This window comes from Sporosarcina sp. JAI121, assembly GCF_013408665.1.
GTDB lineage: Bacteria > Bacillota > Bacilli > Bacillales_A > Planococcaceae > Sporosarcina.
Map to the genome: position 1 here is coordinate 132,657 of NZ_JACCCL010000001.1, position 18,372 is coordinate 151,028.

The 18,372-nt window shown below is 43.9% G+C and carries 18 protein-coding genes and 1 riboswitch; of the genes, 11 read left to right on the forward strand and 7 right to left on the reverse strand.

All coding sequences use genetic code 11. The features are described from left to right. Positions 1–3 precede the first annotated feature (3 nt). The 4 genes from HDC33_RS00685 to HDC33_RS00700 all read left to right on the forward strand — a co-directional run bounded on the left by HDC33_RS00685 (position 4) and on the right by HDC33_RS00700 (position 3,422). Positions 4–711 carry a response regulator transcription factor gene (locus tag HDC33_RS00685; RefSeq protein ID WP_179390623.1) on the forward strand — a complete coding sequence of 236 codons (708 nt, stop codon included), beginning with the start codon at positions 4–6 and terminating at the stop codon, positions 709–711. Then, entirely contained in the window at positions 701–2,062 is a 1,362-nt protein-coding gene (locus HDC33_RS00690; protein ID WP_179390624.1) for a sensor histidine kinase, read from the forward strand. Before HDC33_RS00685 ends, HDC33_RS00690 begins: the two co-directional genes overlap by 11 nt. Before the next feature lie 38 nt (positions 2,063–2,100). Beyond that, entirely contained in the window at positions 2,101–2,796 is a 696-nt protein-coding gene (locus HDC33_RS00695; protein ID WP_179390625.1) for a PepSY domain-containing protein, read from the forward strand. Between the two features lie 86 nt (positions 2,797–2,882). Next, positions 2,883–3,422, forward strand: coding sequence for a PepSY domain-containing protein (locus tag HDC33_RS00700; protein WP_179390626.1), 540 nt, complete (start codon positions 2,883–2,885; stop codon positions 3,420–3,422). Positions 3,423–3,620: 198 nt separating this feature from the next. Here the strand turns inward: HDC33_RS00700 and HDC33_RS00705 are convergent, their stop codons facing one another. The 5 genes from HDC33_RS00705 to HDC33_RS00725 form a co-directional block, all read right to left on the reverse strand. Further along, positions 3,621–4,358 carry an MBL fold metallo-hydrolase gene (locus HDC33_RS00705; protein ID WP_179390627.1) on the reverse strand — a complete coding sequence of 246 codons (738 nt, stop codon included), beginning with the start codon at positions 4,356–4,358 and terminating at the stop codon, positions 3,621–3,623. 257 nt (positions 4,359–4,615) lie between these two features. Continuing rightward, positions 4,616–5,506, reverse strand: coding sequence for a glycine betaine ABC transporter substrate-binding protein (locus HDC33_RS00710; RefSeq protein ID WP_179390628.1), 891 nt, complete (start codon positions 5,504–5,506; stop codon positions 4,616–4,618). 2 nt (positions 5,507–5,508) lie between these two features. After that, positions 5,509–6,162, reverse strand: a complete 654-nt coding sequence (locus tag HDC33_RS00715; RefSeq protein ID WP_179390629.1) for an ABC transporter permease — start codon at positions 6,160–6,162, stop codon at positions 5,509–5,511. After that, the gene (locus HDC33_RS00720; RefSeq protein WP_179390630.1) at positions 6,159–7,289 is read right to left on the reverse strand and encodes a betaine/proline/choline family ABC transporter ATP-binding protein; all 1,131 of its coding nucleotides are present in this window, start codon (positions 7,287–7,289) and stop codon (positions 6,159–6,161) included. Before HDC33_RS00720 ends, HDC33_RS00715 begins: the two co-directional genes overlap by 4 nt. 675 nt (positions 7,290–7,964) lie before the next feature. Next, positions 7,965–8,522: a spore coat protein gene (locus HDC33_RS00725; protein WP_179390631.1), complete on the reverse strand. Its 558-nt coding sequence runs from the start codon at positions 8,520–8,522 to the stop codon at positions 7,965–7,967. 228 nt (positions 8,523–8,750) lie between these two features. On the opposite strand from HDC33_RS00725, the gene HDC33_RS00730 reads away from it, so the two are divergent. Together HDC33_RS00730 and HDC33_RS00735 are read left to right on the forward strand one after the other, a co-directional pair. After that, positions 8,751–9,608, forward strand: coding sequence for an MBL fold metallo-hydrolase (locus HDC33_RS00730; protein WP_179390632.1), 858 nt, complete (start codon positions 8,751–8,753; stop codon positions 9,606–9,608). Positions 9,609–9,840: 232 nt separating this feature from the next. Further along, positions 9,841–10,350, forward strand: coding sequence for a YndM family protein (locus HDC33_RS00735; protein ID WP_179390633.1), 510 nt, complete (start codon positions 9,841–9,843; stop codon positions 10,348–10,350). A gap of 160 nt (positions 10,351–10,510) precedes the next feature. Here HDC33_RS00735 and HDC33_RS00740 read toward each other — a convergent pair whose 3' ends face one another. Both HDC33_RS00740 and HDC33_RS00745 read right to left on the reverse strand, forming a co-directional pair. Further along, a complete protein-coding gene (locus HDC33_RS00740; RefSeq protein ID WP_179390634.1) occupies positions 10,511–11,956 on the reverse strand; it encodes an SLC13 family permease in 1,446 nt (481 codons plus the stop codon). Next, positions 11,953–13,140, reverse strand: a complete 1,188-nt coding sequence (locus tag HDC33_RS00745; RefSeq protein WP_179390635.1) for a glycerate kinase family protein — start codon at positions 13,138–13,140, stop codon at positions 11,953–11,955. The genes HDC33_RS00740 and HDC33_RS00745 overlap by 4 nt, the downstream gene beginning before the upstream one ends. A gap of 276 nt (positions 13,141–13,416) precedes the next feature. Next, positions 13,417–13,599, forward strand: a riboswitch (cobalamin riboswitch). 214 nt (positions 13,600–13,813) lie between these two features. Between HDC33_RS00745 and HDC33_RS00750 the strand changes: the two genes are divergently transcribed. The 5 genes from HDC33_RS00750 (at position 13,814) to HDC33_RS16750 (ending at position 18,343) form a co-directional block, all read left to right on the forward strand. Continuing rightward, positions 13,814–16,036 carry a ribonucleoside-diphosphate reductase subunit alpha gene (locus tag HDC33_RS00750; protein WP_179390636.1) on the forward strand — a complete coding sequence of 741 codons (2,223 nt, stop codon included), beginning with the start codon at positions 13,814–13,816 and terminating at the stop codon, positions 16,034–16,036. Further along, the gene (locus tag HDC33_RS00755; RefSeq protein WP_179390637.1) at positions 16,021–16,461 is read left to right on the forward strand and encodes a flavodoxin; all 441 of its coding nucleotides are present in this window, start codon (positions 16,021–16,023) and stop codon (positions 16,459–16,461) included. The genes HDC33_RS00750 and HDC33_RS00755 overlap by 16 nt, the downstream gene beginning before the upstream one ends. Further along, positions 16,440–17,477, forward strand: a complete 1,038-nt coding sequence (locus tag HDC33_RS00760; RefSeq protein ID WP_179390638.1) for a ribonucleotide-diphosphate reductase subunit beta — start codon at positions 16,440–16,442, stop codon at positions 17,475–17,477. Before HDC33_RS00755 ends, HDC33_RS00760 begins: the two co-directional genes overlap by 22 nt. Positions 17,478–17,643: 166 nt before the next feature. Beyond that, positions 17,644–18,021 carry a DUF542 domain-containing protein gene (locus HDC33_RS16745; RefSeq protein WP_370457387.1) on the forward strand — a complete coding sequence of 126 codons (378 nt, stop codon included), beginning with the start codon at positions 17,644–17,646 and terminating at the stop codon, positions 18,019–18,021. Next, complete coding sequence (locus HDC33_RS16750; protein ID WP_370457388.1) at positions 17,930–18,343, forward strand: hemerythrin domain-containing protein; 414 nt, start codon at positions 17,930–17,932, stop codon at positions 18,341–18,343. The genes HDC33_RS16745 and HDC33_RS16750 overlap by 92 nt, the downstream gene beginning before the upstream one ends. Positions 18,344–18,372 lie beyond the last annotated feature (29 nt).

Below are 18,372 nucleotides of genomic sequence, written 5' to 3' on the forward strand. Positions count from 1 at the left end.
CGAATGAAAGAGCAAATCCTAATTATCGAAGACGAAGAAAATATCGCACGTGTCCTTCAGCTTGAACTGGAGTTCGAAGGGTACGGAACTGGCATCGCGCATACAGGGCCGGACGGACTAATTAAATACCGTGAACAACAGTGGGATCTTATTTTGCTGGATCTCATGTTACCTGGATTGAATGGACTCGACGTGTTACGACGGATTCGAGCAACAGAAGCGGAAACGCCTGTCATTTTGTTGACGGCGAAAAATGATGTGGAGGATAAGGTGGCGGGGCTAGATCTTGGAGCGAATGATTATGTGACGAAACCTTTTGAAATCGACGAACTGCTCGCAAGGATTCGATCGGCGCTCAGATTCTCGAAACTTGCAGTGCCTGCACAGACTAAGGATGAACATCTCCTTGAGTACGCCGGCTTATCACTGCACGAGCAGACACGTGAAGTGGAACGAAATGGTCGTTCCATCGAATTAACACCAAGGGAATACGATCTTCTACTTCATCTGCTAAAACATCCGAATCAAGTGCTGTCACGCGAACAGTTACTGGACGCCGTTTGGGGATTCGATTATTACGGCGATACAAACGTCGTCGATGTGTATATCAGATATGTCCGAAAGAAAATTGAACAAGGGGAAAAGAGCACGCTTATCCAGACAGTGCGGGGCGTTGGTTATGTACTTAAGGAACAAGCTAATGAAGCTTAAAACTAAAATCCATCTTTTTTCCACGCTGCTGATGCTCGTCATCTTAACATTGACAAATACGGGTATTTATTTCGTTTATCAAAAAATGGCGTATGACACGGAATATCAGCAGCTGAAGACGCAATCGAACGAGCTTATTGCTACCCTCAGCAAGATAACCGGACAAAATGATCCAGCGACAGTGCTCCGCGCCTACCTTCCGCCGAATGGAGCAGTTCGCATTCTAAATTCGACCGGCAAGGTAAAAGTTGAGTCCGAATCAGTGGAGGGAATGAAGCACTACATTCCTAGAATGGCCACGGGAGAACGCTATTCAATTGGCAAATTCGACAACACTCCTGTACTTACCATGCGCGAGCCTGTCATTTGGACAGACGGTAAAGTGGTTGAACTGCAAATGATTCAACTTCTGAGCGAAGCTAAACATAATTTAAATCTGCTCAAGTTGATTCTCGTCGGGGTCACCCTTATCGCAATGATTCCAATTATGATTTCAAGCGCCGCACTTGGTCGTATCGTAATCCATCCAATTGATAATCTTATTAAAACAATGTCACAAAGCCGGCAAACCGGAAAACATGAAAAAATTGATGTATCGTCCGAAGGGAAGGACGAAATGACACAGATGGGCCATGAGTTCAATGATATGATGGGGCAGCTTGAGAGAAACTTTAAAAAGCAAGAACAGTTCGTTTCCAACGCTTCGCACGAATTAAAAACACCGCTCACCGTCATTGAAAGCTACGCGCGGCTACTAACACGCCGCGGATTTGATGATCGTCCGGTAGCGGAAGAGGCAATCGGGGCAATTCTAAACGAATCCATTCGGATGAAAAATATGATTGAGCAAATGCTTCATCTTGCAAGGAATCAGGAACAAACTGCACCTAATTTTGCGGAAACCGATATCAATGCATTAGTTGAAAAGACTTTGCAACCGATGCGCCAAGCATATACAAGAGATTTCAATTATGAAGGGAACGGTCCCGTAATCGCTGTAACGGATTCGGATAAGCTCAGACAGCTTTTATTTATTCTCCTCGACAATGCACGGAAATACAGTGAACGGGAGATTAAAACAACAATCTCTGAAACAGAAAACGCGATTTCCATCGCCGTCACCGACTACGGTAATGGCATCCCTGAAGAAGCCCTCCCACACCTTTTCGATCGTTTCTATCGGGTTCATGAAGACCGAAACCGAAAAACTGGTGGAACTGGACTCGGACTGGCAATTGCAAAGGAACTTGCAGACGGTCTTGGTGCGGAACTGAAAATCGAGAGTATCGTGGATATGGGGACGACCTTCCGAATCATCATTCCCCAAAAACGGATTCTCACCGATTTTTAATGTTCCCATCGTATGATGAACGAGAGGAGGCAATTAGTATGCAATTTTTTAAAAAGTCTTGGTTCATTCCCACCCTGTTAACGATAGTTATTTTAATGGCGGGCGGATTATATATAGGTAGTTTAATTAACAAGAAGGCGCCAATAGCGGCTGATGATATCCGGAGCCAGCTTGAGAGCATGTATGGCGGAACTGTTGACCAGATTGTCATAGAGGACGATGTATATAAAGTGGAAATGAACCGAAGTGGAGCGTCTTATTCGGCTGAAATCGACGCAGCGACGGGGAGCGTACTATCACTAGTGCAGACCGGTGAAATTAAGGAAGAGATTCCGCAAGTACTTTCCGAGACCAAGTTGAAAGAAATCATTGCGAGGAAATATAGCGGTGAAGCTGAACGGATTTCATTGAACACGAGCGGAAAAGCTCCGGTTTACGAGGTGAAGCTGTCGAAGGACCCGAAGTTTACGAAAGTGACGGTCGACGCTATCACTGGAAAAACAATCTCCGAAAAAGTAAAGGAAACGACAGGAGAAAATGCGCTCATAACGAAGGAAAATGCGATTGCAATTGCGCAAGGCCAACTTAAAGGTGAGATAGATGATGTATCTTATGAAAAAACGAACGACGGAGGATACTATCTAATTGAAATCGAAGCAGCTGACGGTCGGGAAGGCACTTTCCAAATTCATGCCATTTCCGGAAAGATAATATCTGTCACATGGGATGATTGACTCTCATCGAATTCTAATAATCCTCACAATGTCTTCTCATGTTCGCCGGGTAATATAAAGATAACAACAAAAGGAGGAGATACAAGATGAAGAAATGGATGACTATCCCGGCTTTGGCTGGTGTACTTGTAATAGGCGGGGTTGCAATGGCTGGGAACACGGGGCACGGTTTAGCGGCGACTCCGAAAGGTTTATTGACGATTGAGGAAGCTGAAGCGATTGCTGTAAAATCGGTCGATGGAAAAGTGACGCAGATTGAATTGGATCGTGAAAAATCTGGAGACATTTATGAAGTAGAGGTTAAATCAGACGGTGTTGAATATGATCTTGATATCGATGCGAAAACAGGAAATGTATTGCGCACAGACAGTGATGACGAGTTTGATGACGATGATTCAGACGATAAAGTCATCGTTTCCGATGGTAAATTCATAACAAAAGAAGCTGCTGTCAAAATTGCAATGAAACAAGCAAAAGGAACAGCGACAGAAGTTGAATTGGACGAAGATGATGGTCGGGTAGTGTATGAAATTGAAATTAAAGATGGCAAATATGAATACGATTTCGACATCGACGCAATTTCAGGTGAAGTGCTGAAGTTTGAAAAAGACCGCGATGACGAGTGAAGTGAAAAGGGCTGTTCCTGAACAGCCCTTTTACTATTAGGAAAAACGTTTTGTAATGAAGTATTGAATAAAGTGTATAAACTTAGCGCAAGTGCGTTAGCGGGGGTGCCCGAACCATAAAACTGATAGCAAAGTATTTAGGCTTATGGCGGGAGGCATCCCCAAAGCGCAGAAGCGTATTTGAAGGAAGTCACTATTTCACATTATATAGTATTCATATCCAACCCTAGCAAGTTCAGTAGGTCCATCATATACAGCACCTGCCGCCTCAAGAATCTCATTGATATCCCCGTGCAATGGCAAGTGGGTCAACACGAGCTGTTTTGCTCCTGCTAGTTTCGCCAACCTTCCTGCCTCACTGCCTGCCATATGTCCCGGTGCTTTTCCGAGATGTTTTTCATACAAATTCGCTTCGCTGATCAAGAGATTCGTTCCGTATGCAAAATCAACAAGTTCATCCCGCCATTCCGTATCGGCGGTGAGTACGATGGAATTATCGCCCACGCTGAATTTCATCGCCAGGCAATAGACGGGATGAATGGTACGACAAAAAGATACCTCAAACGGACCGATTTGAACAACATTGCCGTCCGAAATACCAACGCCCACTGTCTGATCTTTGTATGAAAGTTTCTCGAAATTTTCTTGATCCTCCATATGTCCGTAAATCGGTAATGGAGGAGCTTGATGGCCTAAATAGAAATTAATGATTCTGCTGAATTGCAGGCTTCCGATATCGGCAATATGGTCTGCATGATAATGGCTGACGACAACAGCGTCCAGTTTTTCCAGCGGTACATAATTTTGCAATGAGGAAAGTACACCACTGCCGCAATCAATGAGGCAATGAAAACCATCGTGTTCGATTAAAAAGGACGATGTCGCACTATTTGCTTTCGGGTAGCCGCCCCATATGCCGATTGGTGTTATTTTCATAGGATCATTCCTTCCGTTTGTTGATGTTAGTGTACCCTGGGAAAGTTGAGTTGAAAAGTCTTGAGGATGAAAGTTGGTTAGACGATGGTAACTTGCCTCGTACCGGTGATAACTCTCTTTAAATCGTAGTTATTCGATAAACCTCAAATTAAAAAATGAAAAACGCACCTGATTTCAGGTGCGTTTTTCATTTTAAGCAATTTTGCTCATGGCGGTGATAAGATTGTTTGAGTCGGTGATAACTCTCGGTTTCACATTTAGTTCTTCTCAATTAACCCCGATTCGATGAGGAATTCTTCCGCTACTTTCTCGACCATCATGCCTTCATTGTCGACTTTCGCATTCATCTTCTGCATCGTTTCTTCGTCAATCTTGCCTTCAAGCATAATAAGTAATTCTTCAATTTCAGGATACTCTTTGAGTGCTTCTTTTCTTACGAGTGGGAGCGCATGGTACGGTGGGAAGAAAGACTTGTCATCTTCCAGTACGCGCAGGTCGTACATTTGTAACTGTCCGTCGGTCGTATACGAGTTAATAACATCTACTTCGCCCGCGTTAATGGAACGGTACATAATACCGTGATCCATCCCTTTAACTTCTTTAAACTTAAGATCATATTCTTTTTGGAATCCAGGCAATCCATCCGGTCGGTCAATGAATTCGAACACGGCACCTAATCTGAAGTCCTTCGAAACTTTAGCGAAGTCACTGAATGTTACAATGCCGAGTTCTTCAGCTTTTGATTCGTCAAGTGCGAGTGTATACGTATTGTTGAAGCCGAACGTATTGAAAGCGATCATGCCATCTTTATCGACGAGCCGTTTCGTCGTGGCTAACGTTTCTTCTGCCGTCCCGGGTTCTTCGTGATAATAAGTAAGAACGATTGTCCCTGTATAATCGGGTATAACGTCGATAAGACCGTTCAACATTGCGTTCCAGACGACGGTGGAGCCGCCCAAGTTTTCTTTGTAAATGACATCAATATCTGTCTTGTTCTCAATCAATTGCCCCATGACGTGTGACAAAATGATACTTTCCGTGTTATTCCGTGAGCCGAGTGTCAGTGAATCTTTTTCGATGAAGATACATCCTGAGAGCATACTCACGACTAGTATTGTCGTGAAAAGAACTAGTAATTTCTTTTTCATCCTTATTTCAATCCTTTCGGCGTTGTCCAGCGTTCAATCCCACTGAAGAGCGTTTCCAGGATGATCGCAAGGATTGCAGCCGGGATTGCCCCTAGCAAAATCAAACCGTCAATTCCACGTGTAATACCGAGGAAGATGAAATCACCGAGTCCGCCTGCTCCGATAAAGGCTGCAAGCGTTGCTGTACCGACGTTGATGACTGCTGCTGTACGGATACCCGCCATAATGACAGGGATCGCAAGTGGCAGTTCCACTTTTAACAGGACTTGCATGCTTGTCATACCCATCCCTTTTGCCGCCATGGTAGTCGCTTTGTCCACATCTTTAATGCCTGTGTACGTGTTTCGGATAATCGGTAACAATGAATAGAGGAATAATGCAGCAATTGCTGTTTTTACACCGATTCCGAAAATCGGGATCATGAAACCGAGTAATGCAAGACTTGGGATTGTCTGCATGACACCCGCGCCACCCAATACGATTGTTGTAAGTTTTGGAACACGCGTAATGATAATACCAAGCGTAATACCAAGGACAATGGCGATAAGCATGGAGAAGAAGACAAGTTGAATATGGACTGATGTCGCTTCAAGCACTTCTCTCCATCGCATTTGAGATTGTTCAACGAGTTGTTGCCAAATATTTAAGTTATTCATTGGTTATCCTCCGTTTCCGTCCACTGGCTGGACATGGCGGACAACAGCGAGCCACGAGTGACGACGCCTACTAACTGTTGTGTTTTATCGACAATCGGGATTATGCCGTAAGGTGCTTCATCCATCAAGACAATGGCATCTTTAGCTGTCGCAGTATCATAAAGAAATGGTTCCCGGGTCTCCATGATTTCTTCAATTGTTTTAATGTCATCCAATTTTCTTATAACGTCATATGCGGACACGATTCCAATTAATTTCTTGTCATCATCGACCACAATAAGGTTCGTAATTTTACGCTTGCGGATAAACGAAAGCGCTTTCTCTGGCGACCATTGAGGAATGGCAGTAAAAACCGATTCTGACATGATGTCGATAACCGGCATGAGTTCAGGATTTTGGATAATCCGATGTTTTCCTATGAACTCTTCTACAAAGCCGTGGGCTGGTTCGTGAAGTAATTTCTCTGGAGTGTCCAACTGTAGAAGTTTACCGTCTTTCATGATGGCGATGCGGTCGCCCATTTTTAAAGCTTCGTCCATGTCATGTGTTACGAAAACAATCGTCTTTTTCAACTTTTTGTGCAAGGAGAGAAATTCATTTTGGAGTTGTTCTCGCGTAAGTGGATCGAGTGCACTGAATGGTTCATCCATCAAAATAACATCTGGATCTGCAGCTAGTGCTCTTGCGATGCCGATACGCTGCTGCTGGCCGCCTGAAAGTTCCTTTGGATACCGGCTTGCATAAATTTCTGGATCAAGACCGACCAATTCAAGAAGTTCGTTGACTCGCGCCTTAATTTCTTTGTCATTCCAACCTTTGAGCTGGGGAACAATTGCGATGTTTTTTTCGATTGTATAATGGGGGAAAAGTCCGATTTGCTGAATGACATACCCGATATCCCGGCGTAATTCAGAGGCATTGTAGGAGTTGGTATCCTTGCCGTTAATAGTGATTTTGCCGCTTGTGTGGGGCTCCATCCGGTTAATCATTTTCATTGTTGTCGATTTTCCTGAACCACTCGGTCCGATGAGGACGAGAAATTCTCCTGCTGGAATATCGAAACTGACAGATTTTACTGCTTGAAATCCGCCATCATACACTTTGCTTACATTTTCAAATTTGAGCATGTTTACCTCCTGTAGTTTTTCACAACGAATTTATTTCCGAATTGTGGATGAAAAAATCATTCGGAGTTAAAAAAAAGCAGACATTTTGTACTCCTGATAACGCTCGGAGCAATGTCTCACTCAATTAGTATAGCATATTCTGGTCACTTTTTCAGGACTTTTTTATATACTGCTCTAGAAGTGTCTAAATTGCCTGTCTGTTGAGGACGATTTAGCAATCTTTAATTCATTGATTGAACGGCTAGGTCAATGGTCTTTCATTGTAAACAGTTCGGATGATAACGTTCAAAAACCAATCGATTTAGATGGTCTGCTGGCAAAAATTCAGTCACTCCTCAGACGGACAAATGCGTACGGGGAAGAAGCGCCTGATGTGCTATACCTTAGCTTATTCACGACTGCTTGTTCGCTTTTGTCTCACCATCTATAAGGACGGAAGATTTCTGCTGATTATAATTATATAAAGCTTCCATCTCGAATTAACGAGACGAAAGCTATACCACCGCAGTATCACTCAAATTGCCCAAAATAGGAGCCATTTCCTCGAAACAGCGAGACACCGTTTTTTCCTAGAGTCCCTGGAAAAGCTATTAGAAGTGCAGTTCATGAGATATCACGAAATGCAAAACAAACACGTTAATTGGAACTTTCATCTTTGTTTCGATGACTGTCACCTCAAAAAGACTCGGGGATTGGCAAGTACATGGTCGCGATTGCGGTTGTTGCTTCTGCGGACGCGGGCATTAATGGATAGTATCCATTTTTCACCATGTATTGCCAAATATCATAAGCGTGACGATTACTATTCATGAAAGCATTCTCTAAAAAATGTCGTAAATCAGGATTCGCACACTCGACAGCTGCAGCCCCATAATTTTTGGCTGAGCTTTTTTGGTTGAGTAAATAGGCTGTGGCGATTTCCCGGTCGTTGTGGGTTTGGACGGATGTCCTAGGTTGTTCCGGTTGAAGCGGGACAGGCGCTTTTGTGAAATCCTGGAGCACCGGCTTTAAATCATCAGGTCTGAATTTGCTGATATCCGGCGTTGTCTCGCTTTGCACAAACTCGACCTTCAAATTATAGTCCTTAACATGCTGCGGAAAATGACGGGTCAATAGTTCTTTTAATTCCGGATCCTGTGCCTGGTTAATAAATCCACTCATACAAGTGACGGTGTTGAAGCACCCTGCAATTAATTCGCTTAACTCGAATAACTCATGTGATGCCAATTTCATTCTTTTTCCTCCTCGAAATTCATTCTTTCCATACGACATTATCCTTCGCGATAAAGGCAATAATATACCGACTTCATTAATTGGGTATGACCGGAAAATGCTTTTATAATGTATTCCATTCACGATTTCTGCAGAGTTGTTCAATTTTATCCATTTTACTTTTACTGGTATAAAAAGTGCGTATAGTATCACAATAATGGCGATTCAGAACAACGAGGAGGCGGAGTTGTGAACAATGATCTATCTTACGGGGACGACTACAAATACATCCCTGCAACGTCGATAGAAAGTGGAACTGGAAAAGAGATCCTGCCGGATTTATACAGTCATACTGTTCAAATCGTAAATATTAGTTTGGTTGGACATCCGAACACGAATGAATTCGTATTAGTTGATGCAGGCATGCCCCACTCTGCGAATGAAATCATCTCCGTTATCGAAGAACGTTTTGGGGCAGGTAGTCAGCCAAAGGCGATTATTTTAACACATGGCCATTTTGATCATGTCGGTGCGATCATCGAGTTAGTGCAGCGATGGAGTGTGCCCGTATATGCTCATGAATTGGAAATGCCTTTCCTAACGGGTAAAACGAGTTATCCTGAACCGGATCCAACCGTAGAGGGAGGTATGATTTCTAAAATGTCGCCCATGTTTCCAATCAATCCAATTAACTTAGGTGATCATGTAAAGCCATTACCCGAAGACGGTAGCGTTCCTCACTTGCCTGGCTTCCGCTGGATTCATACACCAGGACACTCCCCCGGACATGTATCGCTATTCAGAGAAGAGGATAAGGCTTTAATTGCAGGCGATGCCTTTGTCACGGTGAAGCAGGAATATCTTTATAAGGTGTTAACGCAAGAACAGGAAATCAGCGGCCCTCCCAGATATCTGACGACGGATTGGCCAGCTGCCAGGGAATCAGTGAAAAAGTTGGAAGCCTTAAAACCTTCTGTTGCAATAACAGGACATGGGCTACCTATGACCGGCGGCTTGTTAACAGATAGTTTACGGAAGCTGGTAGAAGAGTTTGATCGTATTGCCATACCGGCCCATGGGAAATATGTTGATAAAAGCTCCAAATGATGAAACAAACGGACCCCATTTGTGGAATAAGATGTTAAGTAAACTAGAGGTTATAGGTGGACATTCGGGCTACCATATGGCTTGTAGAAGTATTTAACCTAGTGTTTAGGCGTGAAGAAAACCAAAAGAATGGATTGACTAGATCGAGTTCAAAATCAACTAGGTACAATACGGGTTCTGTTTTAAAAAGGGGACAGACAATAATTCAATTCAGAATGGAGGATAGTATCTGATGAAAACGATAACAGCACTAATAATTAAATTTATAATGATAACAGCCGTGTTATGGATTGTTTTAGGGCTTTACGGAGTTTCATTTGCAGATATTCTGCTCACAAGTGTTTTATTGACGGGCGTTTCATTTGTCGGCGACATGTATTTAGTGCCCCGGGTTAAAAATATAGCCGCAACAATAGCAGATTTTGGTTTAGCATTTGTTATGATCTGGTTAGTGGGTACTTATTTTTACGAACGGCCCATTCAATTAGGCATGGCTACTTTTCTATCCGCAATTATTATAGCGGCGGGGGAATTTGTATTTCATAAGTATTTACAAAAACAGATTTTCGCTGATGAAAAAGTGATTCCTGAAAAAAATAGTAGTTCATACCAAAAAGATAATTTGCAGACTGAATTTGGATCGGAATTCGATATCAAGAAGCCGGATGAGGATAAACCGAAAGATAAGACTAAGGCCTATAAACACAGACCTAAAAAACGAAAAAAGAAAAATCCATATTAAATTAGCACTTAATGATGAAAACACCAGAATCCTAAGATCTGGTGTTTTCTCATTGACTAGAAGGAGAGGCGGACTCATCAACGGGATACATGAAGGGTTTGACCCATCAATCCATCGAATTGCCCTTCATGTTTATTCGCTTTATTTCGTAAGTGGCACCTTATAAACCCATACCCGTCCACTTCCAAAAAGTAAAGTAGAATACGACTATCGTCACTATATATAGGGGCATAAGGACGGCACTGATTTTTAACAAATGTTTGGCATCAAAGGAGACTTCACCTTCCTCAAAGAATAGAAGGAGGGCCTTTGAACTGACAGGAAATGTGACACAATAATTCATGCCAATCAAACTTAGGAAAACAACAGTAGCCGGATTGACTCCGATTGTTTCACTGAATAGTAACAAACCCGGGATGAATACGACTGCTCGTGTCGTGTGAGAAGTGATGTATAAATGGCTTGTAGTCGTTACAATGGCGATAATCAAGACAATCATCCATTCGTTCGCGTTTCCAACAAGCCCAAGGACACTAAGCAATTCCTTTTCAATCCAGCCGACAGCACCTGTATCGACAAGCACTTTTCCGAGCGCAGTCGCTGCAGCAACGAATATAACCAAATTCCAGGACACGGATTTCATCCCATTCTTCCAGCTGATGACACCAAATGTCGGAAGCATGACTAAAACAGCACCAATCATCGTGACAAACGCTATATCATACCCGTGAATGCTTTCTGTCATCCACCCAATAATGAGAAGGGTAATAAGAATGACTGTCTTTTTCTCCTTTGCATTCATCGCTTTTTTGGCAACCACCGCTTCTTCTGGTAGTGCGTTTTCCATATGTTTTGGAACATTTTTCGGCCACATCAACCATTTAATAATGACTGCCGTGAAAATAGTGGCCACGACAGCAAACGGCACTCCCCATATGAACCATTGAATATAGGAAATGGTTTGGCCGGACGTACTTTCGAGCAAGCCGATTCCAATCAGGTGAGATCCCGCCCCGATTAAAGTGGCGGATGTGCTCATCAATATAACAATGGGCGCAAGCACCGCCAGCATACTCTGTTCCTCGCTGGAGAACTTTCGACCGAGTTGTTTTATGATTGGCATGGATAAGGCTGCCCGGCCGGATGTCGACGGTATGAAAAAGGCGGATGCAAATAAAACAGAAGTCACTCCGAAAAGAACAGAATTTTTATTGGTCGATTTCCGTAAGATGGATTGGGTTAATCTGTCCGCCAATCCTGATTGTTTAACCGCTTCTCCAATTATGAACGAACCAACCATCAGCCATACAACTTCCTCGGCGAGTGAATGATATAGCAATTCCTGGCTTCCCGCCTTCATCAACACAATGAAAACAAGCAGGGAGATGGCAATAAAACCAGCGGGAATTTTAGTGAAAATCCATAATGTCATCGCTGATAAGAAGGCGAATAAGGAAATTTTCGCATCATAATTCAGATTTTTAATTAAGACGATTGTCATTAAGAAGAGGACGTGGATACCAACGATTGCCCATGTTTTCTTTGGGAACCGGTTGATTAGCCGAGCGACCTGATGATGTTTATGTTTTTCCGCTCTTGTGATCATCTATGTAAAACTCCTTTTAGGGAACTCTTTCTTTTGGCGATTGCAAGACCGATGGCAACTTGCCTCAACGCAGCCTCCGTACTGTATTCAATCCATTTTGGAGCATTAATAATGGCATTTTCCAACGAGGTCGGCTTTGGGATTATGCTGAAATACGCATCGATGCCTGCACCGTAATTCAGTTCGGCCCCTTTACCAATTGTACCGGTGATTGCAATGACTGGGATATTATGCTTTTTCGCAATCCGTGCAACTTCGGACGGGATTTTTCCGTTTGGTGTCTGAAAATCCAGGCTACCTTCAGCCGTGAAGACAATATCTGCGAGTGCAATTTTTTCTTCAATGTTAATATAATCCTTGATGATGTCAAACCTCGGATGTAGGGTGGCACCAACAAAAGTGATAAGACCTGCCCCTAACCCGCCTGATGCGCCGCTTCCGGGTAATGACCTGACATCAAATGCCATTGTTTTTTGAATCAAAGAAGCATAATGCTCCAGCGCGGCAGATAATTGTTCTACATGTTCTGGAGATGCCCCTTTTTGGGGGCCGAAGACTCGGGCTACCCCTTGATCTCCACATAATATATTTTCCCAGTTACATGCCACATCAATGGTAACAGCAGACAGTCGTTTATCCAGGCGAGTCGTATCGATATACTTAGCTTGTAATAAATCAACTCCGCCGCAAATTTCCACCGGTTTTTGGTTTTTATCTAAAAATTGCACGCCAAGAGCTTGAGCCAATCCGGCCCCGCCATCGGAAGTACCTGAATCACCGCATCCAATCAGAATTTGGTCAATCCCCAAATCCAGCGCGGATAGAATCAGCTCCCCGACACCATACGTAGTCGTTTTTAACGGATCTCTTCGATCGCGGGGGACTAACTTCAATCCGGCAACCGCTGCCATTTCGATAACAGCTGTCTTCTTGCCATTTTCAACAAAAACACCAAAATGGCTTGAGATCTTCTCTCCGATTGGACCTGTCACTTCACGATAAATGGTTTTTCCCGCTTTCAAGCGGACAATTGTTTTTGCAAAACCCTCACCGCCATCAATCATCGGCACAACCTCCACATCAACGTCCCGGTTGAAACGTCTTGCACCCCGCTCCATCGCTGAAGCTACTTCCTCTGCGTCCAAACATTCCTTAAAACCCGAAGGCACCATTACAATTTTCATTTCATATTCCTCCTTGAAAGTCTTTGTCAACTATCAATCTATCAGTATGGAACTAGAATTCTCTGAGAGGAAGGTTAGAATATGATGAGAGAACCTAAGACTCATTGGCCAACTAATATAAAAGGTCCTGATAAGTGCCGTTTTTCGGAAAGTTGCTACATATAATAAAAACTAGTAAAACGAAGTATTGAACGGGAAATCATCAAACTGCTTTTTACCTATTGAAGTTTAAAACACAACATGTTAGGGTATATGGAGTGAACAAGACACTACATATAGTATTGAACGATGGAATGGTACCGTTATCGGTTTAAAAGGGAATCCGGAAAATACGGAGCTGTCCCCGCAACTGTAAGCGCTGACGACCGCTGAAAAAGCCACTGTGGAGTATTTCATGGGAAGGCAAGGCTGGGAGGGTGAAGCGCGAGCCAGTAGACCTGCCGTCCATCGTCAAGCGACACTTTCTTCGGGGGTTGAGAGGTGGAAGCGAACGGGATACCGTCCGTCTACCTTCTATTAGAAGATTAGCCGCGGCGAAAAGCCCATTCTGTTTCCTATAAAAACCCATGAGCGATGACTCTACCGAATAGAAAAGGTAGAGTCATCGCCTTTTTATTATTGAAAAGCAGAGAGACTGAAGAGCGTTCACTGATCATGAGAGGAGATAATTATTATGACAATTAAAATGACGAGGACCGAAATTGATCGGTTATTAGATGAATTGCAGAGTGAATTTGGGGGTGAGGAAATAGGGCCTCTACTTATCGCAAGTGAGCGATGGCACCTGAAATACCCGGAGGGATCCGTATCGGATTGGACCAAAGCGATGACATTGGAAGCCCTCAGCAATTTGGACGAGGCGTCTACGTATTGGACCTTTGTTGCTGCACGTATCCACCTTCGTGACGTTTACAATCAACAAGAACAGCAGCGTGGTGTAAAAGTCTATACTGATTTTGCTGATAACGTCTCACGTCTTGTCGAGCATGGATTATACACGCCCGTCTTGACGGAAAAGTATTCTCGCGAAGACCTTGTCATTCTCGGCAATCTAATCGAACCGGAACGGGACAAGCTATTTACATATATCGGATTGAAAACACTAATGGACCGGTATGCAGCGGTTGATTTCAGTAAACGGACAGTCGAGCTTCCTCAGGAGCGCTGGCTGATCATCGCAATGACACTGATGCAGGACGAGACAACTAACCGACTTGAAAAAGTGGCGGAGTCGTATTGGGCGATGAGCAGCTTGTACATGACGGTTGCAACGCCGACATTGTCGAATGCCGGAAAACCGCATGGCCAGCTGTCGAGCTGCTTTATCGATACGGTCGACGATTCTTTGCAGGGCATCTATGATAGCAATACGGACATCGCTAATTTGTCGAAATACGGCGGAGGCATCGGTGTTTACATGGGGAAAGTACGGAGCCGCGGCTCATCCATCCGTGGATTTAAAGGGGCATCAAGCGGCGTCCTTCCGTGGATCAAGCAGTTGAACAACACAGCGGTAAGTGTGGATCAGCTTGGTCAGCGGCAAGGCGCAATCGCAGTCTATCTCGACGTTTGGCACAAAGACATCTTCACATTCCTTGACCTCAAATTGAACAATGGAGACAACCGATTGCGTGCGCACGATATTTTTACGGGCGTCTGCCTGCCAGATATCTATATGGAACAAGTTGAAGCACGCGGGGACTGGCATCTGTTTGATCCGCACGAAGTACGTACGGTTATGGGGTATTCACTAGAGGACTTTTACGATGAAACAAAAGGTGAAGGTTCGTTCCGTGAGAAATACGAAGAGTGTGTCAGTCATACGGGCCTCAGCCGGGAAACCGTTCCTGCCATCGATCTTATGAAGCGGATTATGCGAAGTCAATTGGAAACAGGGACGCCATACATGTTTTACCGTGATGAAGTGAACCGTGCGAATGCGAACAAACACGAAGGAATGATATATTCGTCGAATCTCTGTACAGAAATCACTCAGAATATGAGCCCGACTCAATTCGAGTCTGTCACGCTCGAAAACGATATCGTTGTCACGCGTTCAAAACCAGGTGATTTCGTCGTTTGTAATTTGTCATCCATCAACCTTGGACGTGCAGTTACGGCAAGTGTTTTGGAAAGACTCATTAAGATTCAAGTTCGCATGCTTGATAACGTCATCGATCTCAATGAAATTCCGGTCGTCCAGGCACAGCGGACCAACGCCCGTTACCGTGGAATCGGTCTAGGGACATTTGGCTGGCATCATTTGCTTGCGCTGCAAAACATTCAATGGGAATCCGACGATGCAGTGGATTATGCTGATAAACTATACGAAAAGATTGCCTATTTGACGATTAAAGCCTCAATGGAATTGGCTGCGGAAAAAGGAGCTTATCCGCTATTCGAAGGGTCCGATTGGCAGTCCGGGGCATATTTCGACAACAAGAACTACCATTCGGATGAATGGCGTGAACTCCGTATCGATGTCGCAACAAACGGTATGCGAAATGGTTATTTGATGGCAATTGCACCGAATAGCTCGACGTCCATCATCGCGGGTTCAACCGCTTCCATCGATCCGGTTTTCAAACCGTTTTATCATGAAGAAAAGAAAGATTACAAGCTTCCGGTTGTTGCACCTGATCTTAATCACAATACGTACGACGTTTACCGTCGCTCCGCGTATATCGTTGATCAGCGCTGGTCGATCAAACAAAACGCTGCAAGGCAACAACATATCGACCAGGCGATTTCTTTCAATATCTATGTACCGAATACAATTCGTGCGTCCGTACTACTTGAACTCCATTTGCAAGCGTGGAAGTCCGGCATGAAAACAACGTATTACACACGGTCGACTGCGACGGATATTGAAGAGTGTGAATGGTGCCATTCTTAATCGTCTACGCATCGTGGAGTGGAAATACGCAGGAAGTTGCTGAAATGATCCAAGAAACGCTGATTGCTGAAAATATCGAAGTGACAATGTATCGAATCGGTGGGGGAGTCATTCCGAATCCTCGCCATTTCGATGCGGTGCTCTTCGGTTCCTTCACATGGGAGAATGGTGCAACACCCGATGAAGTGAAAGACTTTGTAGCGGATGTGGGCTATAAACCTGATAATGTATACGTCTTCGGAACGGGCGATACCCAATTTGGTGGCGATGCATTATTTTGCCATGCAGCAGTGAAGTTGGCGCGGTTTTACGCATCTCCATATGAGCCGCTTAAAATTGAACAAAGCCCGCGCGGCGTACAGGAAGAGAAAGTAATTGAATGGTCGAAGGGAGTTATTAGACATTGGAAAGACTTACAAGAGTAAAGGTGCTGGAACCTGCATATCCAAATAAATCAACGGCTATTTTCGGTGGGAAAGCAAGCGGTATCCTTAACTGGAACGACCTTGCACATCCCCATTTCTATACATTAAGGCAACAAATCCGTTCACTTTTCTGGACGGCGAATGAAGTCGATATGACGCAGGACGTCAAGCAGTTTCCGACACTGACAAAGCCAGAACAAGATGCATTTCTTAAAATCATCGGTTTACTTGCGACACTCGACGGACCGCAGACGACAATTGCTTTGAAAATGGCGGATTACACGACCGATCCTTCCGTCAAGTCAATCATGGCGACAATCGCTGATCAGGAAAGCGAACACAATCATTCGTATGCTTACGTCTTGTCCTCAGTGACTACTTTAAATAAGCAGGTGGCTTCGTTTGAAATGGGTCGCTCGGATGAAGTGCTGTTGACGCGAAATGAGCGCATTGTCGAAGTATACAACGATTTCGCAGAGCGTCCATCAATCGAAACAGCATTGAAAGCGATGGTCTACACGACGTTGCTTGAAGGGTTATTTTTCTACAGCGGATTCGCTTTCTTCTACAATTTGGCGCGCAATCAGAAAATGGTCGGCACATCGACAATGATTTCATACATCAACCGTGATGAACTGCAGCACGGTAAAGCAATCAGCGATATATTCCGTGCAGCCCTCGCGGAGAATCCGGAACAGAATACAGATGAATTCACGGCATGGATTTACGATCAGTTCAAACATTCCGTCGAACAGGAAATTATCTGGAGCCGTTACGTTTTGGCGGATATTGAAGGCATCGATCTTGCCGAAATGGAAGGGTACGTAAAATACCGTGCGAACAAAATGCTACGCATGCTTGGCCTAAGTGAAATCTATCCTGAATTCACCGATAATCCAATGAAGTGGATTCGTGCATATGTCGACAGCTTCGACGATACAAAAACCGACTTCTTCGAACAAACTTCACGACAATACGTCAAAACAAGCGATTTGAATGGCTTTGATGATTTGTAAGCATGTTATAGTCGACAGATTCCGGAACTTTCATATCGATTCCGCAAGTGCATTTTGCCAGCAGATTGGTCTATAGAAATAGGGTAACCCCTAATACCGGTATGAATTTCCGTCCTGTACACTATGAATGAGGACTATTCTCATTTCAGTGAAGGAGGAAACGGTAATGAGTCAACTGACACTTGATACACATGTTTGCGATATCGTTACAGCGCTCCCACAAAGTGCGGATCTATTTAGAAGTTTGCGCATCGATTTTTGCTGCGGCGGGAAAATATCTCTAAAGGATGCTGCGAAGGAACGAGAGCTTAAACCAGAAGAAGTTTTAAATAGTATTAACGAAATTGAAGACAAACGGAAAAAGCAGGGTGGAATAGACCCGACAACATTCGGGTCAAAAACACTCGTCACCTACATTCAAGAAAAGTATCATGAAGGGTTACGGGAGGAGTTTGCCGTTACTTGCGCCCTACATTACGAAAGTTGCCCGTGTTCATGGAGAAAAGCATCCGCATCTTCTGCGTGTCCAAGAAATCTTCGATGAATTGCGTAGGGAACTCCTTGACCATACGGAAGATGAAGATGCAAATGTCTTTCCATTCATTCTGAAGTTTTTAGAAAATCCAACGCCTGAACTGAAAGAGAAAATTGAGCCGCACGTAATAGAACTTGAGCAAGAACATGAAAATGCCGGCAAATTATTGTTTGAAATACGCAATCTCACAAATGAATTCACGCTTCCAGCTGATGCTTGCGGAACATACAAACTCGTATACGCCCGCCTTGAACAACTTGAAAAAGATACATTTGAACATGTATATCTTGAAAATCACAACTTATTCGATCGTGTGCGGGCTGCACTTTGATTTAATAGAGAATATGCTAAAACCACCTT